Raw genomic sequence first — 24,294 nt, 5'->3', positions numbered from 1 at the left:
CCCCGCCGACGCACATCGCCGCACTCCGGCCGACCCCTCCACCACCACCTGCCGCGGGCGAGCTGAGGTAGGTGCGGCACGCAGGGCAGGCGGGCACTCCGGGTCCGCGGCGCGGCCCGCCCTCCGGGCTGGTTCTCATGGGCGTTATTCGTCCCGAATAACGCCCATGAGAACCAGCCGAAGAGCCCGGGCCGCGCCGCAAGCCGAGGCCACAGCGGCCTTCGCGCACCAGACCGTGACGCGAGCCCGGCGGACCTCCAGGCCGCCCGCGCGGGGCACGGCCTAGGAAAGGGTGAGGACGTGGAATCCCCACGGCGGCAGGTCGACGTAGAGACCGTCGGCCGCCAATTCACTCCCGGACCGCTCGAACACCCGCCCGTCGAGCCGGTCCGTCATCCGCCACGCCCGCCCGGCCAGCCCCGCGAACGGCAGCTCCACCCGCCCCTGCGAGGCGTGCCCGGAGAAGTTGACCACCACCACTGACGAGTCCCAGGACCAGGCGAGCAGGTCACGGTGCGACGGATTGTCGGGCCACCCGTGGGCCGGCAGCAGCCGCCACTCCCCCTGCCGCACGCTCGCCGCGACCTCGATCAGCCGCCGGTGGAAGTCGCGCAGCCCGTGGTCGACCGGCTCGTCCGGGTAACGGCCCAGGAAGACCGGCAGATGGGTGCGCCGGCCCTCGAACTGCCCGTCGTGCCAGAGCGCCGCCCCCGGCAGGGTCGCCATCGCCACCGCCGCCGCCCGATTGCGCCCGCCGGGCATGCTGGCCGCCGCGCGCGGCTCGTCATGGTTCTCCAGGAAGCGGATCAGGCCGTCCTGATACTCCCGGCCCGCCGCCAGGTGCTCGCGGACCGCCGCGGCGCCCTCGTGCGCCAGCCGGTCGTAGAGCCGCTTGTCGTAGCAGAAGTCGAACCCCTGCTGCTGCAACAGCCACTCGGTGTCCCAGTAGACCTCGGCGATCAGCACCACCTCGGGGTGCCGCCGGCGCAGCTCCCCGACGATCGGTGGCCAGAACTCGGTGTCCGGGACGGGGCCGGCGCGGTCACCCCACGTACGCGCGAAGATGTCGTTGGTGAGAAGCATGGCCATGTCGCACCGCATGCCGTCACATTGACCCGCGATGTCGGTCATTCCGGCCAGGGTGGCGGCGCGCATCCCCGGCGAGAACGCGTTGAGCTGGGCGACGTCCGGCCAGGGCGGGAAGTAGGGATCCCGCCCGTGCGCGATCACCCGCCCGCCCGCGCGGAACCAGCCGGCCGGATCGTCGGCCAGGTCCTGCTCGGTGCCCTGGATGAACCAGTCGGGGTGCCGGGTCACCGCGGGATGGTCCGGCGCGACGTGGTTCGGCACATAGTCCAGGATCAGCCTCAGCCCACGGCGGCGCAGCTCGGCACGGGCCAGCGCGAGCCCGGCCGGCCCGCCGAGCCGGTCGTCGGCACGGTAACGCCGCACGCAGTAGGGCGAGCCCACCACATCCGCCGGCGTCAGGTCGGGCAGCGCGTGCCGGAACGCCCGTTGCAGCCCGTCGTTGACGCGCGCGACCGCGAGACCGGCCGGGCTGCGCTCCCAGACACCCATCAGCCAGACCGCGTCCATGCCGCGGGCGGCGACCTCGTCCCACACCACGGCCGGCACGTCGGCCAGGGTGACGGGACGGCCGAACCGCCGGGACAGGCCGGTCAGCCACGGCCAGGTGTCGATCTCGTAGATCGCCGGAGCAGTCGGCCAGCCGGTCTTCACGATCACACCGTAGCGCCTCAGCCGCGCCGATCAGCAGCGTCCACGCTGATCGTGATCCCGGTCCCGCAGATGGCACGGGCCTCGTCCGTCACGGTGACCGAACCCAGCACCACACAAGCGATCAGACCTGCACGCAGGAGCCCCCGCATGGCGTTCCTTTCCTCCGGCTTAAACCTCCGCGAGGATCAACGATGTTGTGAACGATCGGGCAGCGACTCCCGTATCCCGCGGCGGCAAAGTCACCGAGGCGCACCGGGAGGGCACCGTGGCACGGACCGGAATCGACACCTCGATCCTGCACAAGGGATCGCACAGCGCTTCCTACTTCGACCTGGCCAGAGCGGCCGGCGACGGCGCGGAGATCGTCGACTTCTGCATTCCGTGCAACCCCTACTTCCCTACCCCGGAGATGTTCGACGAGCTCAGCCGCGAGCTGAAGAGCATCCTCAAGTACTACCCGAGCGACTCGGCGACCATCACGAAGAAGCTGGCCTCCGTGCTGAACCTGCACCCGCAGACGGTCGCGATGGCGAACGGCTCCACCGAGCTGATCACCTGGATCGACCATCTGCTGGTCAAGGAGAGTCTGGCCGTCCCGATCCCGACGTTCGGCCGGTGGACCGACCAGCCGCTGGAGACCGGCAAGCGGGTCGACATGTTCCCGCTGCAGGAACGCGACGGCTTCCGGCTCGACCTCGACGAGTACGTCGAGTTCATCCGCGAGCGCCGCTCCCGGGTGGCGGTCGTCTGCAACGTCAACAACCCGGACGGCAACTACCTCCCGCGCCGCGACGTCATCCGTTTCATGGACCAGCTCAGTGACCTGGACCTGGTCGTCGTCGACGAATCCTTCATCGATTTCTCCGACGCCGAGCGTTACCCGTCGGTCGGCCCGGACGCGGTGATCCGCCCGAACACGGTCGTCCTCAAGTCGCTCGGCAAGAACTTCGGCCTGCACGGCATCCGCTTCGGGTACATGCTGGCCAACCCCGCGATCGCCGGCAAGATCGCGAAGATGCTGCCGAAGTGGAACCTGAACTCCCTCGCGGAGAAGGTCGTCCACATGATCCAGGACCACGAGATGGAGTACGAGGAGAGCCTGCGCCTGCTCAGCCGCGACCGCCGCTCGATGGGCCGCGAGCTGCAGCGCATCCCCGGCCTCACGGTCTTCCCCTCACAGGGCAACTTCTACCTGGTCAAACTCCCCACCGAATGGTCCGGCGTGGCACTGCGCGACTTCCTCGTCGCCAACCACGGCATCATGACCCGCGAGTGCGGCAACAAACTCGGCATGACCAGCCAGTTCATGCGCCTCGTCGTCCGGACGGGGCAGGACGTGGACCGTCTCGTCGACGGCATGCTCGACTACTCCCAGCGCTTCCACGGACGGTCCGTCTATGACGCCGACCAACTGGAGAGCACCAGCCGGCGCTGGGCAGAGTCCTACGAGGAGCAGCGCAGCACCGGCGAGTACACCGCGCGTCGCGCCGCTGCCGGATAAGACCTTTCCTTGCCCATCTCCGCTGTGGTCCGGATCGTCGCTCCCGCGGGGACCCTTGCGGGCTTCGCAGGGCCGTGGCCGGCCCCGAACGCGAAACCCGGAAGGGCGAGGTCCGCGGGTGGGCGCGGTCAGAGATTGGTCATGTTCTCCATCTGCTCCGGGTAGCGCTCGCCGACCACTTTGACCCGGGCCGCCGCGGCCTCGATCTCCTCGAGGTCGGCGGCGGTCAGCGTCAGCTCGGCGGCCCCGAGGTTCTCGTCCAGCCGCTCCAGCCGCCGCGTGCCCGGAATCGGCACGATCCACGGCCGCTGCGCCAGCAGCCAGGCGAGCGCCACCTGCGCCGGAGTCGCGCCGCGGGCCGCGCCCAGCCGCCCGATCACCTCGACCAGCGCTTGGTTCGCCTCCCGCGCCTGCGCCGAGAACCGCGGCAGCCCGTTGCGCATGTCGTTCTCCGCGAAGACCGTGTCCGCCCCGATCTTCCCGGTCAGGAAGCCCCGGCCCAGCGGGCTGAACGGCACGAACCCGATCCCCAGCTCACCCAGGGTGTCCAGCAGCTCGTCCTCGGGTCGGCGCCACCACAGCGAATACTCACTCTGCACCGCGGTGACCTCCTGCACGGCGTGCGCCCGCCGGATCGTCCCGGCCGCCGCCTCGGACAGCCCGAAATGCCGCACCTTGCCGGCCTCGATCAGCTCCCGCACCGCCCCGGCGACCTCCTCGATCGGCACGTCAGGGTCCACCCGATGCTGGTAGAACAGGTCAATCGCGTCCACCCGCAGCCGCTTCAGCGACGCGTCGGCGACCTTGCGGATGTTCTCCGGGCGGCTGTCAGTGCCCGGCTGCTGCTTGCCGTCCGCGTCGATGACGAAGCCGAACTTGGTGGCGATCACCACCTGCCCGCGGAACGGCTCCAGCGCCTCCCCGACCAGTTCCTCGTTCACCCACGGCCCGTACACCTCGGCGGTGTCGAAGAGCGTGACCCCGCGCTCGACCGCCGCCCTGAGCAGCCCGATGTTCGCGTCCCGATCCGGCCCCGGCCCGTATCCGTGGCTCATCCCCATGGCCCCGAACCCGATGCCCGAAACCGTCAGCTTCCCCAGTGCTCTCTGCTGCATGCCCTCACGCTACCCAGCCGATCACCCCGCCCACGCCCGTCAGCAAGCGAGCCCCGCCACCCCCGGCAACGCAAGCCCCACCCCGCAAGCCGTCCCGCGGCAAGACAAGCCCCGCCGTGCGGGAACGCGAGCCCCGCCGCGCGCACGGCCGCAGCGCGCCTCACGGTTCCGGCTGGTTCTCATGGGCGTTATTCGTCCCTCATAACGCCCATGAGAACCAGCCGGGACCGCAACCCGCCGGACGCCATCCGCCCGGCACCGCCCGGCACCGCCGAGCAAGCCACGCACCGCCGGGCGAGCCGGCTGGCGCTCACGGCTGTGATCCGGTCCGGGAACAACCCTCAGCGCCAGCCGGGATCGGACTGCGCGGCGCGGGCCGCGCGGCGGCCCGGGCACGGACCGAGCGGCTCGCCCCAGCCCCGGGGCGGAGTGAATCCCGGGCGGGTGGACGGGTCCATCCGCGCGCCGCGTCACGGCGGGTCCATCCGCGCGCCGGCACCAGGGCGGGTCTACCCGCGCACCGACGCCACACCGGGTCTACCCGCCCGCGGGCGTCAGGGCGGCGAGGCGGGCGCGGAGATCGTCGAGGTCGCCGATCAAGTGTTCCGGTGTGGCGGATCGCCACATGGCGACGTACTGGGCGGCGACCTCGGTCAGGTTGCTCTCGGCCAGGCCGGTGGCGATGGTGACAGTGCCGACGTGGACTCCGCGGGAGGCGAGTTGCTCGTGCAGCGACAGCGCCCAGTTGCGGAGGGCCGCCATCGCCAGGCCGGCGCTGCCCAGGATGCCGATGGGCAGGATCGACGAGGCGCCCGTGGTGAAGATCAGGGTGCCGGCGCCGCGTGCGAGCATCGCGGGCAGGACGGTGTCGGCCGCGACGATGGCGCCGAGGACGTTCAACTCGAACTGGGCGGTGGCGGACTCCACGGTGGTGGCCTCGGCCGTGGTGATCGGGGCGCCCTGCGGGCCGGGGCTGAACTCGAGGACGTCGACCGGACCGAGACGTTCGAGGGCGGCTCGGAGCGCGGTGCGGTCGCGGATGTCGGCGGGGTGGGCGGAAGCGGTCACGCCCTCGGCGGCGAGCGTGGTGACGTCCGCGGCCAGGCGAGCGGCGTCACGCGCGATCAGGCCGACGTGGAAGCCTTCGCGGCCGAAAGCGCGCGCCACGGCGAGGCCGAGACCCGGGCCGGCGCCGACCACAGCGATCGTTCGGGGCATGGAGAAGCTCCTTACCAACGGTTACTTTTAGTGCCTTGCCTGATGCTCCGTGAGTGGCAGAGACCGCACAAGACCGCATGAAAAGGTGCGTTACGCACGCGGAGGTAACCGATGTTCGAGACGGCCGATCCAGAGACGTGCCAGCGGGTCCTCAAGGTGCTCACCCTGGTCGGGGACAAGTGGACCCTGCTGGTCATCGGGCATCTGGAGCACGGGCCGGTGCGGTTCGGGGCCTTGCAGCGGGCCGTCACCGGGATCTCCCACCGGATGCTCACGGTGACCCTGCGCGCCCTGGAGCGCGACGGCCTGGTCGACCGGACCGCCTATCCGAGCGTTCCACCCCGGGTGGAGTACCAGCTCACCGACCTGGGCCGGACGCTGCTGCCGCCGGTGCGGGCGCTGGGTGAGTGGGCGTGGACCCACCTCGACGAGATCGCCGAGAACCAGGGACGGTTCACGGCGGCCGGAGCAACCGCGGGCCTGAGCACGGACACCCCGCGGTCTGTTCACCCAGAGCGGTGACCGCACTCGGTCAGCGACCGGAGAACGCTCCTCCTCCCTCGATGGCATTCAGAAACAGGTGCATTCCGGACGACGGATTGTCATCCGGAAAGCGTGTCCCGTCCTTGGTGTGCCGCCTCTCCAACAACTCTGCCCGCCGAGCGGCTGCCTGCCGTAACGGCACGTACCGGGCCGCATCGATCGTCTTGCCCTTCCGCCCGTCAAGCCGACGGCTCTCGCTCTCCGCCGAGCCGGTGTCCACGAACTGGGTGTGGTCCCTGTGGTGCAGGATCAGCCACAGCTCGAAGCACGGGTTGGAGATCGCCAGCCGGACACCGGCCCGCTTCGCCAGGTCCACCGCTTCGGACAGGTTCGGATGGTGCTTGGGCCACTCGACGTCGAAGAGACACCAGCACTCGTCGACCTCGGGATCCTTTCTCCGCTCCGCCGCCATTCTCACCAGGGTCATCGGCGTGCCGTGCTCCGGATGGATCTCGATGTTCAGCGCGGTGTTCCGCAGTACGTGGGGCAGGCGTTTGAGTCCGGTGACGTAGTCCGGCTCGGAGTTCGCGCCTTCGCAGAAGACCAGCACGGTACGGAGTTCGGGGCGCGTTGCCGTGGCGCGCCGAAGCGGTTTGCCGCCGCGCCGACGCCGCGTCGCGCTCACCCGATCAGCCCGAGCGCCCGCAGGAAAGCCGCCTGATCGACGTGTGGAAGGGCACCGAATCGCCCGTGCAGGTACGCGGACTCCAGATTCTGCGACTTGCGCACCCGTTCGCCGGCGAACTCGGCCAGCGCGCCGAGCCGGGTCGAGCCGTCCGGCCGTTTCTCGGTGAGCCAGACCTCATCGCGGTTCAGATGATTCAGCAGACTCGTGTCGTGTGACGTGAAGATGAGCTGTGCGCCCTTCGGATTGAGTGATCGGCTGGCGAAGATCCGCAACAACTCCGACGAGAGCGTCGGGTGCAGGCTCGCGTCCAACTCGTCGAGGAGCAGGAGCGATCCACGTGACAGGGCTTCGAGAACCGGTTCGATGAGTTCCAGCCACGTTCGCGTCCCCTGCGACTCGGCCACGAGATCGAACGGGACGACGCCGCTCGCTGTCTTGTGAAGCAGACGGACCCGGCGGTCGAGAAAGGAGGAGTGGCCGGGGACCTTCCGCGCCGAGTCGGAGATCTCGACGTCGTCGATGCCGAGATCTGCCATCCGCAACATGGTCAGTGCCTTCTGCCGCTCTTCCGGCGGCTGGGAGTCGAGGAACGGCCCCTGATTGCGCAGGAGATCCGGCCGAATCGTCAGCGGTTCGCCGAAGGACATCCCGAACGCCTGGATCTGTGTGATCTCGTCAGCGAACCGGGTCACCAACGGCTCACCGAACCGGCGCGCGGCGGAGAGCGCAACGGTCCGGCGGGTCAGCAACTCCCGTGTCCCGGACAGTGCGCCGAGGCCACGCTGCAGCTTGAGGTCGTCGCCTTCCCGCTCGAAGACCCGTCGCCGCTTCTTCTCGGGGTAGTGGAACAGAGCCTCGTAATGGATGCGGTCGGCGTCGACCTCCAAGAAATACTCGAACCGGACGCCGTCGACCACGGCCTCGAAGACGAACTCGCTCGCCGGCGGCTCCGCGGCGAAGACGAACGGCTCCACGGGGATGAGCAGATCCCAGGCCCGGAGCGACTCCTGCACCGCGTCGCTCAACCAGTTCAACGCGGAGAGGACGTTCGACTTGCCCGAGGCGTTGGGGCCGTAGATCGCCGCTCGGGTCAGCAGGCTCTCGCCCAGCATCGGCTGATCACGCGCCGCGTCGCGATCACGGTCGACCGCCACCATCGACAACTCGACCGACTCCGCGATGGACCGGAAGTTGGACGCCTCGAAACGAATCAGCACAGCATCAGCCTACTGACGCTGATGGCGCTTACTGAGCATGGATTTCGTGCCATCTTGACGAATTCATGCTTCTGACGACTTCATGACCGTCATTTCATGACTGACAGCCGCGCGGAAGTGAGGTGGACAGGGCGGTGAGCGGGTGCCCGGGGAAGCCGCCCGGGACAACGGCGGCGGGGCGTGCGAGAAGCGCTGAGCGTTCAGCGGGAGTTCTCTCCGGCTCGGGCCTCGGTCGGCGCGAGGGCGTTGCTCAGGGTCCGGGCCGTGTCGATGAGCGGGACGTGGCTGAACGCCTGCGGGAAGTTGCCGACGAGGCGGCCGGCCGTGGTGTCGTACTCCTCGGAGAGCAGGCCCACGTCGTTGCGGAGCGCGAGCAGCCGGGCGAAGGTCTCCCGGGCCTCCTCGTGGCGGCCCATCAGGGCGTAGTTGTCGGCGAGCCAGAACGTGCAGGCCAGGAACGCGCCCTCGCCGGGCGGGAGGCCGTCCACCTCGGTGTCCGGGTGCTGGGTGTACCGCTGCACGAAACCGTCCACCATCAGGTGTTCCTCGATCGCCTTGACGGTGCCGCGGACGTGCTCGTCGCCGGCCGGGAGGAAGCCGACGAGCGGGACCATGAGCATCGCCGCGTCGAGCTCCTCGGAGCCGTAGTACTGCGTGAACGTCTTGCGGACCGGGTCGTAGCCCTTCTCCAGGATGTCGGCGCGGATCGTGTCCCGCAGGACGGTCCACCGCTCCAGCGGCCCGTCCAGGCCGAACTCCTCGATCGCCTTGACCGCGCGGTCGGCCGCCACCCACGCCATCAGCTTGGAGTGGGTGAAGTGCTGGGAGCCGCCGCGCACCTCCCAGATGCCCTCGTCCGGCTCCTGCCAGTGCTCCTCGACGAACTCCATCAGTTTGACCTGCAGGCCCCACGCCGGGTCGTCGGCTTTCAGCCCGGCCCGCCGGCCCTGGTGCAGCGCGTCCATCACCTCGCCGTAGACGTCGAGCTGGAACTGCTCCGCGGCGGCGTTGCCGATCCGGACCGGATTGCCGTCGTAGCCGGTCAGCCAGTCGGCGATGTACTCGTCGAGGCGGCGCTCACCGGCCACGCCGTACATGATCTGCAGTTCGGCGGGGTTTCCGGCGATCGCCCGCAGGAGCCATTTGCGCCAGGCGATGGCCTCGCTCTGGAAGCCGGAGAACAGCAGCGACTGCAGGGTGATGGTGGCGTCGCGCAGCCAGCAGAACCGGTAGTCCCAGTTGCGGACGCCACCCAGTTTCTCGGGCAGGCTGGTGGTGGCCGCGGCGACGATGCCGCCGGTGGGCGCGTAGGTCAGCGCCTTCAGTGTGAGCAGGGAGCGTACGACGGCGTCCCGCCACTCCCCCTCGTACGTGCAGGCGGAGACCCATCCGCGCCAGTAGCCCTCGGTGACGCCGAGCTCGTGGGCGGGGTCGAGCGGCTCGGGCGGCGGAAGGTGCGACGGGCGCCAGGTCAGGACGAACGGCACGCGCTCCCCCGCCCGTACGGCGAAATCGGCTTTGGTGGTGAGGTTCTCGCCGAAGAGCGTGGCCGGGGTACGGAGCCAGGCCGCGTCCGGGCCGGCGACCGCGACCAGGGCCTCGCCTTCGCGGTAGACCCACGGCACCACGTGCCCGTAGTCGAAGCGCAGCCGCAGCTCCATGTCGAAGTGGACCTCGCCGCGCACCCCCTCGACGATCCGGATGACCGACGGCGACTCGGTGCGCGGCGGCATGAAGTCGATGATGCGCGCCACCCCGCCGGGGGTCTCGAACTCGGTCTCCAGGACCAGCGTCTCGTCGCGGTAGCGGCGCCGCGTGGTCACGACGTCCCGCGGGCGCAGGCTCCAATGACCGTTGTCGGCCGTGCCGAGCAGGGCCGCGAAGATGGCACCGGAGTCGAAGCGCGGCACGCACAGCCAGTCGATCGATCCGTTGCGGCCGACGAGCGCGGAGGTGTGGGTGTCGGCGATGATCGCGTAGTCCTCGATCGGCAGAGGCATGCGAGACCTGTACCCGGGCAGCGGAACAGGAAACCGCCGCCGGGGGCCGGCCGGCCCCCGGCGGCGGCAATTCCGGCCGGGCTGGTCAGACCCGGTCGGCGGCGATCAGGAGGTAGTGGAAACTGCCCTCCCGGTACGCCGTGAGGAAAGCCTGCTCGATCCCGGTGGCGACCTCCGAGCGGGCGCGCAGTTCCCAGTACGGGATGGTCGCCGCGGTCAGGTCGACCACGGTGATCGGGACGAGATCGTGCGCCGCGAGCGCTTTGAAGTAGTCGCTGCGCGGGTGGATGTCGCAGGTGTAGTGCTCGTTGATCCTGCTGACCGACTTGGAGCGCCGCCCGGTCACGTCGTTCGCGCAACCGGTGACGCAGACGTACCGGCCGCCGAAGCGCAGCATGCGGGCGAATTCCGCGTAGAGGTCGAACAGGTCGACGTACATCGTCGTCTCGTTGGTCCAGATCGCCTGCCGGCTGCCGGAGGCGATGCCGGCGTCGAGCATGTTGCGGAAGTGGAACTGCACCCGGTCGGCAACACCGCGCAGCGCGGCCTGCTCGTTGGCGAACCCCACCTGGTACTCCGAGATCGACACGCCGTCGACCCGGCAGCCGAACCGCGCGTTCGCCATGATGCTGGTGCCGCCGCGCCCGGATCCGCCGTCCAGCAGCGCGTCGGCCGGCGTGATCGGCCCGAGATGGTCGAGCAGCAGGTCGGCCTGCGCGTTCTCCAGCCGGTGCAGCTCGGCGATGATGCGCTGCTCCCGGGTCTCGGGCGGCCCCTCCAGCACGGACCGGTCGGGCTCGCCGACGCCGTAGTGGTGGTGGTAGAGCCCGTCGACCTCGCCGAGCCGCAGGTTGACCGGGTCGGCCCGGTTGGTGTTCCAGTAGTTCGCCACCGAGCGCTCGAAGTCGGTGCGCAACGGGGAGACCGCGGTGGTCGTCATGGCTTGCCCTCCTTGGAATCGTGATAACGGCCGCTGGTCGCGTGCCACTCCCGGCTGCCGCCCAGGTACGCCCACGTGTCGGCGAAGAACCGCCGCAGAGCGGGCGACCCGGTCGCACTCAGGCGCGCGGCCCGGCTCACGAACGTCTCCATCAGCTCGTTGTGGATCTCCACCGTGCGGAACACCGCCTCCCGGTGGGTGAGACGCTCCTCGGCGGCGAGCACACTCGGCAGATTGTGATCGGTCTCGGACTCGTTCTTCTGCGAGTAGAGGTCGTTGATCAGCACGGCGGCGTTGCCCGCCGTCGTGAACGCCGCACGGACCTCCGGGTGGAAGAACTCGCCGGGCGGCAGTTCGTAGCCGCCCAGCACGTCCATCAGGATCATCGGCGGCAGGTAGCTGTTGAGGTGCCGCTGCACCAGGTACTCCCAGACCGGCGGCGTGCGCCGGTTCACGTGCCAGTCGGCCTCCTGGGTCCAGGCCAGGAACAGGATGGCCAGCTGGTGCCGGAAGCGGGCCAGCTGGGTGACGCTGGCGTACCGGGCCAGGTGCTCCATCGCGGTGCGGAACGCCGTCGAGATCGGCTGGAGCCGGTGATACGCGTCCTTCTGGCTCGCGTATCCGCCCGGCAGCGACGGCGGGTCGACCACCGCGTAGAGGTTGGCCAGCCGCGAGCCGACCACCATCGGGTCGGCGCCCAGCGACACCTCGTCCACGTAGTAGTCGTCCGCAGCCCACTCCGCCACCAGGCATTTCGTCGCGGCGAGGAGCCGGTCCGGGTCGCTCGTGGCCGGATGGGCGAGCATCATGTAGCGACCGAAATCGGCCTCGCGCAGCTTGTCCAGCCGTCCGGGGTAGATCCCGGTCTCCGCGGCCCACCGCAGCATCTCCTCGTTGACCCGCTCACCCAGCGCGCGGTCGTCCCGCAGCGGCCCCGGGCAGAAGAGCCGAGGCTGCGACCGCTGCCGGAAAGCCCGGGCGGCAGACGTGCCGAGACCCTTCAGATCAAGATCGAATTGCTGGCGTACGTCGTGAGGAGCGCGACCACTTCCGGTCACGCCACTCCTGGGCGCGGCCGCGAGCACCGCACCGAGATCGGCAGGTGGCGCGTGGTCGAAATCGGACAGGATCGCGCGTCCGAGATCGTGCAACGACGGCTCGGGCGCCAGCCGGGTGCCGATCATGATCAGTGCGACAGCTCGACGTGGTCCAGGATGCCCAGCGCGTCCGGCACCAGTACCGCCGCCGAGTAGTACGCGCTGACCAGGTAGGACATGATCGCCTGCTCGTTGATCCCCATGAAGCGCACCGAGAGGCTCGGCTGGTACTCGTCGGGGATCCCGGTCTGGTGCAGCCCGACCACACCCTGGTCCGCCTCCCCGGTACGCATCGCCAGGATCGACGTCGTGTGCGTCTCGGTCACCGGGATCTTGCCGCACGGCAGGATCGGCACGCCGCGCCAGGACAGGAAGGTGCCGCCGTCCCGCTCCACCATCGGCGGGTAGATGCCGCGCTTGGTGCACTCCCTGCCGAACGCCGCGATCGCCTGCGGGTGGGCCACGAACATCTTCGTGGCGCGCCGCATGCTGAGCAGCTCGTCCAGGTCGTCGGGGGTCGGCGGGCCGCCCCGGGTGTGGATGCGCTGCCGCAGGTCGGCGTTGTGCAGCAGGCCGAACTCGCGGTTGTTGATCATTTCGTACTCCTGGCGCTCGCGCAGCGCCTCGACGGTCAGCCGGAGCTGCTGCTCCACCTGGTTCATCGGCTCGTTGTAGAGGTCGGCGACCCGGGTGTGCACGCGCAGGATGGTCTGCGCGACGCTGAGCTCGTACTCGCGGGGCGTCAGCTCGTAGTCGACGTACGTGCCGTCGAGTTCCGGCTCGCCCTTGTGTCCCGCCGCGACCGCGATCGCCGCCTCGCCGTGCTTGTTCTGCGGCCGGCGGTTCTTGGCGCGGAACTTCTCGACGTGGGCGCGCAGGTGGTCGCTGTGCCCGAGGATCTCGGTGAAGGCCCGGCGCGGCAGGGTCAGCAGGGTCACCGCGGTCATCGCCTTGGCGGTGTAGTCCCAGATCCCGGCGTCGTCGGTCAGCGCGTGCTCCCCGAACGCCTCGCCGTCCGCGACCACGCCGAGGTTGACCGGGTCGCCGTATGCGCCCACGCCGATCTTGCTGACCTTGCCGTGCGCGATCAGGTAGACCTGGTCGGCGACCGAGCCGAACTCGACGATCACCTGGCCGGGCTCGTACTCGTGCTGCTCGAACCGGTCCGCCATGGCGGCGAGGACCTCGGCGTCGTCGAACTCGCTGAGCACCGAGAGCTCCCGCAGCTCGGCCGGGACGACCCGGACCTGGGCGCCGACGTTGGTGAAGCTGAGCCGGCCGTCACCGATCCGGTAGGTCATCCGCCGGTTCACCCGGTACACGCCGCCGGCGACCTGGACCCACGGAAGCTTGCGCAGCAGCCAGCGGGAGGTGATCTCCTGCATCTGCGGAGCCGTCTTGGTGGTCGTCGTGAGGTTGCGCGCGGCCGCCGTGCTGAGGCTCTGCCGCTGCTGCTCCAACTCTTCCGCGCGGATCTCGGACTGCGTGGGAGTAGCCACCGTCGTACCCCGTTCGTCGGTTTTCATTCCTGCTGTCTCTTGGTCGTTCTATCGCACCGTCCGGGGAGTTTGTCGGGTTTCACCGAATCTGCACACGTGCTCTGACCAGCGCTTCTAGGCTCGAACCGGCTCCTGCCCCGTACAGAAAGGACACCTACGGTGTTCCGTGCTCTTCTCGCCACCGCGTCGCTCGCGGCCGGCATCCTCACCGCACCCGGCGCCGCGCTCGCCGAGGACACCACCACGCCGCTGACCGCCGCGGAGATGTCCGCCGCGCTCAAAGGCGTGGCCGGCACGACCGCGCCGGCCGAGCTGTCCGGCTTCGGCGGCGACCTGCGACTCAGCATCACCGCGAACGGCACCACGCAGAAGGGCACCGCGAAGTTCGCAGCCGACCCCGCGCACGGGCTCGGCTACTTCACCGCCACCGGACTCATCGGCGCGGTCGGCGCGTTCGCCCAGGCCGGCAAGGGTCAGTGGATCTACTTCAACGGCAAGACCGAGCGGGCCGCCGTCGCGATGGCCGGCCGGCCCGCCGCCCGCTACGCCTTCCAGGCGGACACCAAGCTCACCCTGGGCGCCTGGACGAGGGACAACCTGCCGGTCCCGTCCGAGCTGGTGGCCGAGGACACCCTGCACGCCGGCACCAAGACCGTCCACGACGACGGGACTGTCGACTACTCGTACACCGACGACGAGCTCCTGACGATCACCTTCACGGCCGGCTCCGGCGGGGTGCTGACCGCCGCCAAGGCCGGCATGCCCCAGATCGACGAGGCGTTCACCTGGAACTACGGCCCCCAGACGGTGACCCTCCCGACGACGGCGAAGTCGATCGGTATGCCGACGCTGATGAAGGCCCTCGCCTACCTGGACATGGCCGGCAAGGTGAAGCGGGCCGCCACCGGCAGCGCCAAGGTCGTCGAGACCAAGTCGAAGAAGAAGACCGTCAAGGTCGCCAACCTGCGCAAGTGGACACGCGCCGAGGTCAGCACGGCGAACCGGAACCTCGGCGTGAACGTCCTCGTGGTCGCCGACATCAAGGGCGGCGTCCGGATCAGCGCGATCAACCCGTTCACCAAGGCCACCGCCGCATACACGGTCACGGCCTCCGGCAAGCACGCCGTAGCCCGCAAGGCCTGACGCGTCCGCGGGATCGGTTCCCGGATTCCGGCGATCCGTCAGATGGCGCGCTACACGACGCCGGCGATGGCCACCGGGTCACGGTCGCTGCGACAGTGCGAGGGGTGAGGCATTTCGCGCGTACGTCGTCAGCCTGCGTGATCCTGGCGCTGGGCGCCTGCACCGCCCCCGGGCCCGGGCCCGGTGCGGCGCCCGCGCCCTCCCCGTCCCTGCCGGCCACGTCCCGGGCCGCGGCCCCCGTCCGGTCCGGTGACTGCGACGCCGGCGTCAGCCGGGACGCGCTCCCGGAGTGGGCGCTGGCCGGTTTCAACTACGACGGCTCCGGCACCCCGCACGTGCTTGGCGACCGCGGTGACCTGATGGCGATCACGTTCCAGTACCCGCCGGTGGCCGACCCGGAGAACGGCACCAAGATCCTCTGGGTGTCCCGGCTGCCGGTCGAGACGGCCAGCCCCCTGGTCATCGACGCGGTGCGCGCCGACGGCCGGACGGCTCACCAGGAACTGCCGAACGGCGCCGGCCCGTCCAGCGTCACCATCCCGGCGGCCGGCTGCTGGGAACTCACCCTCACCTGGTCCGGCCACACCGACACCATGCGGCTCCGCTTCACCTAGCGGCGTTTCGGAGTACGACCGGGGCTGCGGCGTGGCCCGGAGTGTGGCCGGGGCTGCGGCGTGGTCCGGAGTACGACCGGGGCTGCGGCGTGGCCCGGAGTGTGGCCGGTCCGGCCGGCGAAACACCGTCTGGGCGGCCTCAGCAATCGCGGGGCAGGGCCGATGGGCAGGCTGTGAGCGACGAGGTCAACGACGAGGCTCGGCTGGCCGCGCTGCGGACGTACCGGGTGCTGGACCAGCCGCGCCCGGCCGTGCTCGACGATCTGACCCGGCTCGCGGCCACCATGTTCGACACCCCGATGGCCGCGGTCTCCCTCGTCGAGCGGGACCGGCAGTGGTTCGCCGGCAACGTCGGTCTCGCCGACCGGGAGACGCCGCTCGACGTGTCGTTCTGCGCGACGCTCGTCCCCACCCGCAAGCCGCTGGTCGTCCCGGACGCCACGCTGCACCCGCGCTTCTCCGCCTACCGCAACGTGATCGACGCGCCCCACATCCGGTTCTACGCCGGCGCCCCGGTCGTCGACGAGGACGGTCACGTGCTCGGCGCGATGTGCGTGATCGACGACCAGCCGCGCGAGGTCGCCGACCGGCAGATCGACGCGCTCACCACGTTCGCCGGGCAGGCCGCGCAGCACCTCGCCGCGATTCGCAGCCGGCTGCGGATGGCCGAGCTCGGCGATCACCTGGCCCGCGCCGCGCAGCGCGAGGAGGATCTGGTCGCCACGATCACGCACGAGCTGCGCACCCCCGTGACCAGCATCCAGGGATACCTCGAGCTGCTCGCCGAGAACGAGGAGCTGGAACCCTACCGCCGGCTGATCGAGCCGATCCACCGCAACGGGCGGCGCCTGGTCGCGATGGTCGACCACATCCTGGCCGGCACCCGCCCGCACGACGCGCCGCTGCCCGCCCCGATCGGCCCGGTCGACCTGAACACCGTGGTCGCCGCGGCGCTCACCTCCTGCCGGGCGCTCGCCGCGCTGCGGGCCGAGCCGATCGACGTACGGCCCGGGCCGCCGCTGCCGGTCCGCGCCGACCTGGCCCGGCTCGCGCACGCCGTCGAGCAGCTGCTGAGCAACGCGCTGCTGTTCACCCCGGCCGACCGGCCGATCACCGTCCGGGTCACCGGCACTCCGCAGCCCACGATCGAGATCATCGACAGTGGGATGGGAATTCCCGAGGACGAGCTGCCGTACGTCTTCGACCGCTTCTACCGCGGCCGGTACGCCCGTGAACAGGCCGTCCCCGGCGTCGGGCTGGGCCTGACGATCGCTCGCGCCGCGATCGCCGCGCACCTGGGTTCACTCGAGGTGACCAGCGACATGTGCGGCACCACCGCCCGGGTCACCCTGCCCGCCGCGGCCTGAGCCCGGTTACGGTAGGTGGATGGAGCCGTCGATGACCCCGGACGACGTCGTCGAGGTGATCATGCGGCGGCTCACCGAGCACGGGCGTGTGGTGCCGGGCTACGTGATCCGGGACGCGGTCGAGGCCGCGCTGCGCCGCCAGTTCCCCGGCGTCCCGCCGGCCGGTCTCACGGTCCCGCCGGAGCTCGCGGCCGAGCTCGTCACCAGCTTCGGCGACGGCGCCGCGGTGGTCGAGGACGACTCGGCGACCATGCCGGCGGTGCTCAGCGGCGACGAGACCGGGCGGCTGATGGCCGGCCTCGGGCTGGCCGTGCACGTCGCCGCCTTCAACCTCGACCGGGACAGGCTGCACGTCGCCCAGATCCTGAACGGCTCGGCCGCCGCGCTGGTCGCCCTCGGCGCCGCGTCCCGGGCCGCGCACGCGGACGGCACGTCGGCGGTCCTGCTCTCCCCGGCCACGCTGCGCACCGTGCGGACCACGATGATCGCGGTGCTGCAGGGCGTGCGGAGCCGCGGCTGGCAGGCCGAGCACCTGAACCCGGTGGCGACGACCACGATGTTCACCGACGTGCTGACCATGCTGGGCGCGGTCCCCTGACAGCCGGCCCCGCCGCTCCCCACAGCCTGCTCGCTGCCCGCCGACGGCCCGCTCTCCCCGTCGCCGATCCCGACGGCCGGCTCTCCCGGTCGCCGATCCCGACGGCCGGCTCTCCCAGTCGCCGTTCACGCGTCGTGACCGCCACGGGGATCCCCCGCGCGATATCGAGCAGCGCCTTCCCCGCGCGGGTCCCGGCAGCGGCGCGGCTGCGGGTTCGGGCTGGTTCTCATGGACGTTATTCGTGCCTCATAACGCCCATGAGAACCAGCCGGAGGGGTGCGCCGCGCTGCTGCCGGGAGTCAGGACGGCCTCGCGACGGCCGCGGAGCGGGCGGGCTGTCGGGGTTCCTGCTGGAAGGTCCCGCTCGGGAACCACACAGTGGACAGGGCTGCGCTAACCGAGCAGGATCAGCAGACCGATACCGATCAGGACGACGGGCAGCACGACGTGACCTCGGCGGCTCAGGGCGCGGGCGATCAGGGGGCGCGTGGCGAAGAAGCGCCCCGCCGCGACCCAGACACCGACCAGGATCAGGAACACGATGACGTACGTCGTCATCCCGCCGATGCCGGCGGTGGCAAACACCGGGACGTAGACCCCGACGTTGTCCCCGCCGTTCGCGAACGTCACCGCGGCGATCTCCAGCGGGCGCGGCCCGCCGTCCCGGGACTCGGACTCCTCGTCCCGGTCGTGGCGGTGCCGCCACGCCTGCACGGCGGCCTTGACACCCAGCGCGAGCGGCAGCAGCCCGAGCAACGGAACGGCCCGCTCCGGCAGGAACGTCGCGCCGAACGCGGCAGTGCTCGCCACCACCAGGATCGCGGCGAAACCGAGGTACTGCCCGAGCGCGATGTCCCGGACGGCGTGCCGGCGGCCGGCGGCCCGCCCGAAGAACAGCGCCAGGATGAGGAGGTCGTCGACGTTGGTGACCGCAAAGAGCCCGATCGCCTGACCGATGATGCCCACACTCATGCCGTCTCCCCTCGCTCGCGCCCGACCATCCTGCCCGGTGGCCGCACCGGCGGGTGCCCGAGGTCGTGCGCGCGCTGCCCGGCCGGCGCGGGATCGGTGCCGGGTCCTGAGGGCGGCCGGGGCGCCGTACCGGCAAATCGGTAGAAGAATGACAAAGGTCGCGCTCAGTTGGCAGCCGGGACTGCCGAAGAACGGAGCGTGGCAGTGCGTCTGGTGGACAGGCCGGAGCGGGTGGCGGCGGTGCGCGCGACCGGGCTGCTCGACGCCGGCGAGCCTCCCGGGCTGCGGAGACTGACGCGGCTGGCGGCGCGGCTGCTCGGCACACCGACCGCGCTGGTCTCGCTCGTCCTCGACGACCGTCAGGTGTTCGCGAGCCAGATCGGGCTGCCACAGCCGTGGGCCGAGCGCGGGCAGACGCCGCTGTCACACTCGTTCTGCCAGCACGTCGTCGACGCCGACCAGCCCCTCGTGGTGACCAACGCCCGGGAACATCCGCTGGTCAGGGACAATCTGGCGATCGACGAGATCGGCGTGGTCGCGTACGCGGGAATGCCTGTCCGGGTCGGCGGGCAGACCCTCGGCTCGTTCTGTGCGATCGACAGCACTCCCCGCGAATGGTCCGAGAACGACCTGGCCGTGCTGAACGACCTCGCGGCCGCGGTGGCGTCCGAGATCGAGCTGGTCCGGGTCGCGCAGCATGCGGAGGAGACGTCCGCCGTCGTCCGGCGGATCCTGGAGGTCTCGCAGGACGCGTACGTGTCGATCGACGCGGACGGCCTGGTCCAGGAGTGGAATCCGGCCGCCGAGCGGCTGTTCGGCTGGCAGCGCGACGAGGCGGTCGGCGCCGATCTGAGCAAGCTGATCGTGCCCGACGAGCACCGCGACGCGCACCGGCGCGGGCTGGACCGGGTTCGTGAGACCGGCAGGTCGGTGCTGGCCGGGAAGCGTCTCGAGCTGCCCGCGATCGACCGGGACGGGCGGACGTTCCCGGTCGAGTTCACGTTGCAGGCCACGAACATGACCGGCGGGCGGCCGGTGTTCCACGCGTTCCTGCACGACATCAGCGACCGCCGGGCCGCCGAGGCGCAACTGCGGCGGCAGGCCGAACTGATCGACGCGGCGCCGGCCGCGATCATCGTGCGCGACCCGGACGGGACGATCCGCTTCTGGAATCAGGGCGCCGAGCAGATGTACGGCTGGCCGGCCGGCGCCGCGGTCGGGCGCAACATCCACCGGCTGCTCTCCGCGCGCTTCCCCACCCACCTGCCCGAGCTGGAACGGTCCCTGCGGGAGACCGGCGCCTGGGCCGGTGAGCTGGAGCATCGGCGCTCCGACGGCCGCACCGTCGTCGTGCTCAGCCGGCACGTGTCGCGTCCCGCCGCGAACGGCGCGGAGCACGAGATCATCGAGACGAACACGGACATCACCGCGCGCCGGCGTGCCGAGGAGGCCCGGGAGGAGAGCGAGCGGCGCTTCCGGGTGCAGTTCCACCAGTCCACGATCGGGCAGGTGATCGTCGGGCTGGACGGGAACATCCTGCACGTCAACGACGCGTACGCGCGGATGGTCGGCCGATCCCCGGCCGACCTCGCCGGGTACGGCGTGTTCCTGCTGACCCACCCGGACGACCGGCCCGGCGACACCGAGGCGCTCGCCGGGCTCTTCGCCGAGGAGGGCGACTCCTACGAGCGGGTCAAACGCCTGGTGCACGCCGACGGTCACACGATCGACGTGCACACCGGGGTGCGCCTGATCCGCGACGCCGACGGACGGCCGCTGCACCTGATCGGGATCGTCCAGGACATCACCGAGCAGGTTCGGGCCCAGCGTGAACGGGACGCGGCGCAGACCGTGCTCGCCGAGCGCAACGAGCAACTGCTCCGCGCCAACCAGCTGAAACTCGACCTGATGGGGATGCTGTCGCACGACATCGGCACGCCCCTGACCGCGATCATGGGCTTCGGTGAGATGCTCGGCGACGCCGGGCTCCCGCCCGACCTGGCCAACCTCACGAGCCGGATCATCACCGCCGGACGCCGGATCGACGAACTGCGGCACAACGTGCTGGCGATGTGCCAGCTCGACGCCGGGGAACTGTCGGCGGTGCGCCAGCCGGTCCCGCTGGCCCCGGCACTGCGGGACGCGGCGGACGCGGCCGACACGGTGGTGCCGATCTCCTGCCCGGACGACGTGACGGTGCTGGTCAACCCGGCACATCTGCGCCAGATCATCGTCAACTTCCTGACCAACGCCCGGAAGTACGGCGGTGGAGCGACAGCCGTCACCGTCACCGCCGATGACGGGCCGGTGCGGATCAGCGTGCACGACGAGGGCTCCGGAGTGCCCGAAGAGATGCGAACACGGCTGTTCGAGCGATACACGCGGGCCTCGGAGAGTGCCGCCGAGGGGCACGGGCTCGGGCTGCACATCGTCGCGAGCCTCGCCGAGGCCAACAGCGGTCGCGTCTCCTACCAGCCGGGTACGCCGACCGGCAGTGTGTTCACGTTGCACCTGGAAATCGGGTGACGGCCCCGCATCGATGTGCAAAGGTCCGACCTATGGAGCCGATCAGCGAGGCAGCGATCCGGGCCTCGTTCGTCAACTGCAGCAAGGGCGAGGCGGCGCGGATCAAGCTGCCTGCCGACTTCCGCGACGTGCCCTGGGGTGACCTGGACTTCTTCGGCTGGATCGACCCGTCCGCCCCGCAGCGCGCGGCGATCGTGGTGCCCGGCGCTGCCTCTGCGTCCGGCCCCGGCCCCGGCGCGGCCTCAGCGTCCGGCACCGGCGCGGCGATCGGCTCGGCGCCGGTCGCCATCCTGCTGCGGAAGGCGGAACGTGGCGGCGGCCGGGGCAGTGCGGCCCGCTCCAGCATGTGCCAGGTCTGCCTGACCGACCACTCCGCCGGCGGGGTGAGCCTGTTCACGGCGCCGCTCGCCGGCGCGGCCGGTCGCAACGGCAACTCGGTCGGCGAGTACCTGTGCTCGGACCTCGCGTGCTCTCTCTACCTGCGCGGCAAGCGACGCCCGAGGATGCGGCTGGTCCGCTTCGAGGAGACGCTCACCCAGACCGAGAAGATCGACCGTGCGCTGCTGAAACTGACCGCCTTCACCACCCGCATCACCGCCGCCTGAGCCGGCATCCCGGACGACTGCCACGTGCCCGGGCCGGGCGTTCGGGCGCAGCCCGGGCAGAACAGTCAAAGAGTCCACAGTCAGCGGCGCAGGCGTTCGAAGCCGTCGAGCAGCAGGTCCAGGGCGAACTCGAACTCGAACTGGTCGTCGCAGCCCGAGCCGACCACCGACGACTCGTCGTGCGCCGCGGCCGTGGCCATCGCGGCCAGGTTCGGGTAGGTCGCGGCCATCGCCTGCGCCGCCGCGCGCTGCACCTCGGGCGGCGTCGGCTGCGAGTCGGCGAACAGGTCCTGGGTGTAGCCGAGCATCCGCGTGCCCAGCGCGTGCACGATGTGGTGCGTCTGGTCCGGGGTGAAGCCGCCGACCAGGAAGAGGCCGATCACCGAGTCCAGGTAGGCGAGCATCGCCGGCGTCGGATCGGTCCGCGAGTCGATCAGCCGCCAGGCCCACGGGTGCCGCAGCAGGGCCCGGCGGGCGCCGAGGACGCGGGCCCGGACCGCGGCTTTCCAGCCTGATCCCGGCGTACCCGGATCGGGGGTGATGTCGGCGATCACCGCATCGAGCATCGCGTCCAGCAGCTCGTCCTTGCCGGCGACGTGCTTGTAGAGCGCCATCGGGACCACGCCCAGCTCCTGCGCCAGGTTGCGCATGCTCAGCGCCTCGAGACCGACGCGATCGGCCAGCTCCAGCGCGGCTCGCAGCACCCGCGCCCGGTTCAGCGGGGTTCGCCGCTCCACGACATCCACGTGCCAACCCTAATGCCGGCGATTGACGGGTGTACGGCGTACACCTACTCTCGACCTGAAGGTGTACGCCGTACACCTGAGAGGAGACCACCGTGAAAGCGATCGTTCAGGACCAGTACGGCGGCCCCGAGCGGCTCCGGCTCGCCGAGGTCGGCACCCCGATCCCGAGTCACGGCGAAGTGCTCGTCCGGGTACGGGCGGCGGCGCTCAACGCGGCCGACTGGCACCTCATGCGCGGCGACCCGTACGTGATGCGCGCCGCCATGGGCCTGTCCCGCCCGGGCCGCCGCATCCGCGGGCGCGACCTGGCCGGCGAGGTCGTCGACGTCGGCCCCGGCGTGACCGATTTCGACAAGGGTGACGAGGTCTTCGCCGACGCCGGTGACGCGCAGGGCGCCTTCGCCGAGTTCGTCTGCGTCCCGCAGCGGTTCGCCGCCCCGAAACCCGCGCATCTGACCTTCGCCGAGGCCGCCGCCCTGCCCCTGGCCGGCGCAACCGCCCTGGTCTGCCTCCGTGAGTCCGGGCTGACCGGCGGCCAGCAGGCCCTGATCAACGGCGCGTCCGGCGGTGTCGGCACCTTCGCCGTGCAGATCGCCACGGCGTCCGGCGCCGCGGTCACCGCCGTGTGCAGCGGCCGCAACGCCGATCTGGTCGCGGGCCTCGGCGCCGACCACGTGATCGACTACACGATCGACGATTTCACCAGGAGCCCGCGGCGGTACGACGTGATCCTCGACCTGGTCGGCAACCGCCGCCTGCGCGACCTGCTCCGGCTGCTCACGCCCAGCGGCACGCTCGTCCTGTCCGGGGGCGGGGTCTCCACCGGGGGCAGCCTGGCCGGCCCGATGCCGCTGTTCGTCAGGGCCAAGCTGCTCGCCCCGTTCCTCCGCGGCCGGCGGCTGATCACGCCGACCCCGTCCCCGAGCCGCGAGACCCTCGACGAGCTGCGCCGCCTGACCGAGTCGGGTCAGGTCACCCCGGCGATCGACCGGACGTTCCCGCTGGCCGAGACGGCCGCCGCGATCCGCTATCTGGAGACGGAGCACGCGCGCGCCAAGGTCATCCTGACCGTCTAGGGTCGGGCCATGAGTGGGCTGCGTGAACGCTTCAGGGAACTGCACGAGACCGGCACGTTCATCATGCCGAACCCGTGGGACGCCGGCTCGGCCCGGCTGCTGGCGAGCCTGGGGTTCGCGGCGCTGGCCACCACGTCGTCCGGGTTCGCGGCCACCCTCGGCAAGCAGGATCAGCACGTCACCCGGGACGAGCTGGTCGCGCACGTGGCCGCGCTGACCGCCGCGGCCGGGATCCCGCTGAACGTGGACGCCGAGCGGTGCTTCGCGGAGACCGCGGCCGGCATCCGGGAGACGGTGGACCTGCTGGCCGCGGCCGGCGCGGCGGGCATCTCGATCGAGGACTACGACCCGGCGACCGGTCGCCTCGAGACCCGCACGGCCGGCGCCGAGCGGGTGGCAGCGGCCGCCGAGGCCTGCGCGCGTCACGGGATCGTGCTGACCGCACGGGCCGAGAACCATTTGTACGGTCACGACGATCTCGACGACACGATCGCTCGCCTCCAGGCGTACCGGGAGGCGGGCGCCGACGTCGTCTACGCGCCCGGTCTGCGCGCCGCGGCCGACATCGCCCGGGTCGTCGCGGAGGTGCCCGCCCCGGTGAACGTCCTGGCTGTCGGCGGGGCACCGGCCGTTCCCGAGCTGGCCGGGCTGGGTGTCCGCCGGGTCTCCACGGGCGGCGCCCTGGCGTGGGCCGCCTACGGCGCCATGCGTGACGCCGCCCAGGAGCTTCTGACCGCGGGGACCACGACGTTCCGCGCCCGGTCGCTGCGCGACGACGAGATCACAGCCGCCTTCCCCGCCTGAAGCAGCAGCCGCGACCGCACACCGACCGCGCAACACCGACCAGCAACACAGCACACCAACCACGCAACGCCGCCAGCAGCACAGGCGCCGGCCCCGAGCTGGTTCTCATGGGCGTTATGAGGCACGAATAACGCCCATGAGAACCAGCCGGAACCCGCGGCCGCGCCGCCGAGCCCGACCCACAGCATGGCCGCGAACGCACAGCGCGCCAACCGCACAGCACCCGGCACCCGGCACGAGCGGGAGGTTCGCGGGCGGGCGGGTTCTGCGGGCTGGGCCGGTGAGCGGGTCTGTTGCTCTGACCGTGCCCAGCCGCGGAGATCGCCCTTGTGGGTTTCGCGTTCT

21 protein-coding genes are annotated in these 24,294 nt (G+C 70.9%); 10 read left to right on the top strand and 11 right to left on the bottom strand.

Annotated features, from left to right (window positions below; translation table 11 throughout):
• Nucleotides 1-282: 282 nt before the first annotated feature.
• Entirely contained in the window at nt 283-1,740 is a 1,458-nt protein-coding gene (locus Acy02nite_RS07335; protein ID WP_203739055.1) for an alpha-amylase family protein, read from the bottom strand.
• A 265-nt stretch (nt 1,741-2,005) separates the two neighbouring features.
• On the opposite strand from Acy02nite_RS07335, the gene Acy02nite_RS07330 reads away from it, so the two are divergent.
• Nucleotides 2,006-3,241, top strand: coding sequence for a pyridoxal phosphate-dependent aminotransferase (locus tag Acy02nite_RS07330; protein WP_203739054.1), 1,236 nt, complete (start codon nt 2,006-2,008; stop codon nt 3,239-3,241).
• 128 nt (nt 3,242-3,369) lie between these two features.
• Here the strand turns inward: Acy02nite_RS07330 and Acy02nite_RS07325 are convergent, their stop codons facing one another.
• A complete protein-coding gene (locus Acy02nite_RS07325) occupies nt 3,370-4,356 on the bottom strand; it encodes an aldo/keto reductase (RefSeq protein WP_203739053.1) in 987 nt (328 codons plus the stop codon).
• A 537-nt stretch (nt 4,357-4,893) separates the two neighbouring features.
• Nucleotides 4,894-5,574 (bottom strand): SDR family NAD(P)-dependent oxidoreductase, encoded by a 681-nt coding sequence (locus tag Acy02nite_RS07320; RefSeq protein ID WP_203739052.1) that lies wholly within the window; start codon nt 5,572-5,574, stop codon nt 4,894-4,896.
• Nucleotides 5,575-5,685: 111 nt separating this feature from the next.
• Here Acy02nite_RS07320 and Acy02nite_RS07315 point away from each other — a divergent pair, with 111 nt between their 5' ends.
• Nucleotides 5,686-6,096, top strand: coding sequence for a winged helix-turn-helix transcriptional regulator (locus Acy02nite_RS07315; protein ID WP_203739051.1), 411 nt, complete (start codon nt 5,686-5,688; stop codon nt 6,094-6,096).
• 10 nt (nt 6,097-6,106) lie between these two features.
• Here Acy02nite_RS07315 and Acy02nite_RS07310 read toward each other — a convergent pair whose 3' ends face one another.
• From Acy02nite_RS07310 to Acy02nite_RS07285, 6 genes are all read right to left on the bottom strand, one after another.
• Nucleotides 6,107-6,742 (bottom strand): RloB family protein, encoded by a 636-nt coding sequence (locus tag Acy02nite_RS07310; protein ID WP_203739050.1) that lies wholly within the window; start codon nt 6,740-6,742, stop codon nt 6,107-6,109.
• Entirely contained in the window at nt 6,739-7,962 is a 1,224-nt protein-coding gene (locus Acy02nite_RS07305; RefSeq protein ID WP_203739049.1) for an AAA family ATPase, read from the bottom strand. Before Acy02nite_RS07305 ends, Acy02nite_RS07310 begins: the two co-directional genes overlap by 4 nt.
• A 200-nt stretch (nt 7,963-8,162) precedes the next feature.
• A complete protein-coding gene (locus Acy02nite_RS07300; RefSeq protein WP_203739048.1) occupies nt 8,163-9,962 on the bottom strand; it encodes a glycoside hydrolase family 15 protein in 1,800 nt (599 codons plus the stop codon).
• 85 nt (nt 9,963-10,047) lie between these two features.
• Entirely contained in the window at nt 10,048-10,902 is an 855-nt protein-coding gene (locus Acy02nite_RS07295; RefSeq protein WP_203739047.1) for a geranyl diphosphate 2-C-methyltransferase, read from the bottom strand.
• Nucleotides 10,899-12,086, bottom strand: coding sequence for a family 2 encapsulin nanocompartment cargo protein terpene cyclase (locus Acy02nite_RS07290; RefSeq protein ID WP_239174391.1), 1,188 nt, complete (start codon nt 12,084-12,086; stop codon nt 10,899-10,901). Before Acy02nite_RS07290 ends, Acy02nite_RS07295 begins: the two co-directional genes overlap by 4 nt.
• A 2-nt stretch (nt 12,087-12,088) precedes the next feature.
• A complete protein-coding gene (locus Acy02nite_RS07285) occupies nt 12,089-13,498 on the bottom strand; it encodes a family 2B encapsulin nanocompartment shell protein (RefSeq protein WP_239174389.1) in 1,410 nt (469 codons plus the stop codon).
• Nucleotides 13,499-13,657: 159 nt separating this feature from the next.
• On the opposite strand from Acy02nite_RS07285, the gene Acy02nite_RS07280 reads away from it, so the two are divergent.
• The 4 genes from Acy02nite_RS07280 to Acy02nite_RS07265 all read left to right on the top strand — a co-directional run bounded on the left by Acy02nite_RS07280 (nt 13,658) and on the right by Acy02nite_RS07265 (nt 17,220).
• Nucleotides 13,658-14,641, top strand: a complete 984-nt coding sequence (locus tag Acy02nite_RS07280) for a hypothetical protein (RefSeq protein WP_203739045.1) — start codon at nt 13,658-13,660, stop codon at nt 14,639-14,641.
• A gap of 104 nt (nt 14,642-14,745) precedes the next feature.
• Nucleotides 14,746-15,255, top strand: a complete 510-nt coding sequence (locus Acy02nite_RS07275) for a hypothetical protein (protein ID WP_203739044.1) — start codon at nt 14,746-14,748, stop codon at nt 15,253-15,255.
• Nucleotides 15,256-15,428: 173 nt separating this feature from the next.
• Nucleotides 15,429-16,622 (top strand): GAF domain-containing sensor histidine kinase, encoded by a 1,194-nt coding sequence (locus tag Acy02nite_RS07270; protein WP_203739043.1) that lies wholly within the window; start codon nt 15,429-15,431, stop codon nt 16,620-16,622.
• 19 nt (nt 16,623-16,641) lie between these two features.
• Entirely contained in the window at nt 16,642-17,220 is a 579-nt protein-coding gene (locus Acy02nite_RS07265; protein WP_239174387.1) for a hypothetical protein, read from the top strand.
• A gap of 393 nt (nt 17,221-17,613) precedes the next feature.
• On the opposite strand, the gene Acy02nite_RS07260 is transcribed toward Acy02nite_RS07265, so the two are convergent.
• Nucleotides 17,614-18,192 carry a cadmium resistance transporter gene (locus Acy02nite_RS07260; RefSeq protein WP_203739042.1) on the bottom strand — a complete coding sequence of 193 codons (579 nt, stop codon included), beginning with the start codon at nt 18,190-18,192 and terminating at the stop codon, nt 17,614-17,616.
• Nucleotides 18,193-18,390: 198 nt separating this feature from the next.
• Between Acy02nite_RS07260 and Acy02nite_RS07255 the strand changes: the two genes are divergently transcribed.
• Nucleotides 18,391-20,718 carry a sensor histidine kinase gene (locus tag Acy02nite_RS07255; protein ID WP_239174385.1) on the top strand — a complete coding sequence of 776 codons (2,328 nt, stop codon included), beginning with the start codon at nt 18,391-18,393 and terminating at the stop codon, nt 20,716-20,718.
• Between the two features lie 32 nt (nt 20,719-20,750).
• Nucleotides 20,751-21,323, top strand: a complete 573-nt coding sequence (locus tag Acy02nite_RS07250) for an FBP domain-containing protein (protein WP_203739041.1) — start codon at nt 20,751-20,753, stop codon at nt 21,321-21,323.
• Nucleotides 21,324-21,403: 80 nt separating this feature from the next.
• Here Acy02nite_RS07250 and Acy02nite_RS07245 read toward each other — a convergent pair whose 3' ends face one another.
• Nucleotides 21,404-22,069, bottom strand: coding sequence for a TetR/AcrR family transcriptional regulator (locus Acy02nite_RS07245; protein ID WP_203739040.1), 666 nt, complete (start codon nt 22,067-22,069; stop codon nt 21,404-21,406).
• Nucleotides 22,070-22,161: 92 nt separating this feature from the next.
• Between Acy02nite_RS07245 and Acy02nite_RS07240 the strand changes: the two genes are divergently transcribed.
• On the top strand, nt 22,162-23,145 hold the full coding sequence (locus Acy02nite_RS07240; protein WP_203739039.1) for an NAD(P)-dependent alcohol dehydrogenase: 984 nt from the start codon (nt 22,162-22,164) through the stop codon (nt 23,143-23,145).
• A gap of 9 nt (nt 23,146-23,154) precedes the next feature.
• A complete protein-coding gene (locus Acy02nite_RS07235) occupies nt 23,155-23,949 on the top strand; it encodes an isocitrate lyase/PEP mutase family protein (RefSeq protein WP_203739038.1) in 795 nt (264 codons plus the stop codon).
• Nucleotides 23,950-24,294 lie beyond the last annotated feature (345 nt).

Source organism: Actinoplanes cyaneus (assembly GCF_016862095.1).
GTDB classification, from domain to species: Bacteria; Actinomycetota; Actinomycetes; order Mycobacteriales; family Micromonosporaceae; genus Actinoplanes; species Actinoplanes cyaneus.
The sequence above is the reverse complement of the archived record's forward strand: the minus strand, read 5'-3'. Positions and strand labels throughout refer to the sequence as shown.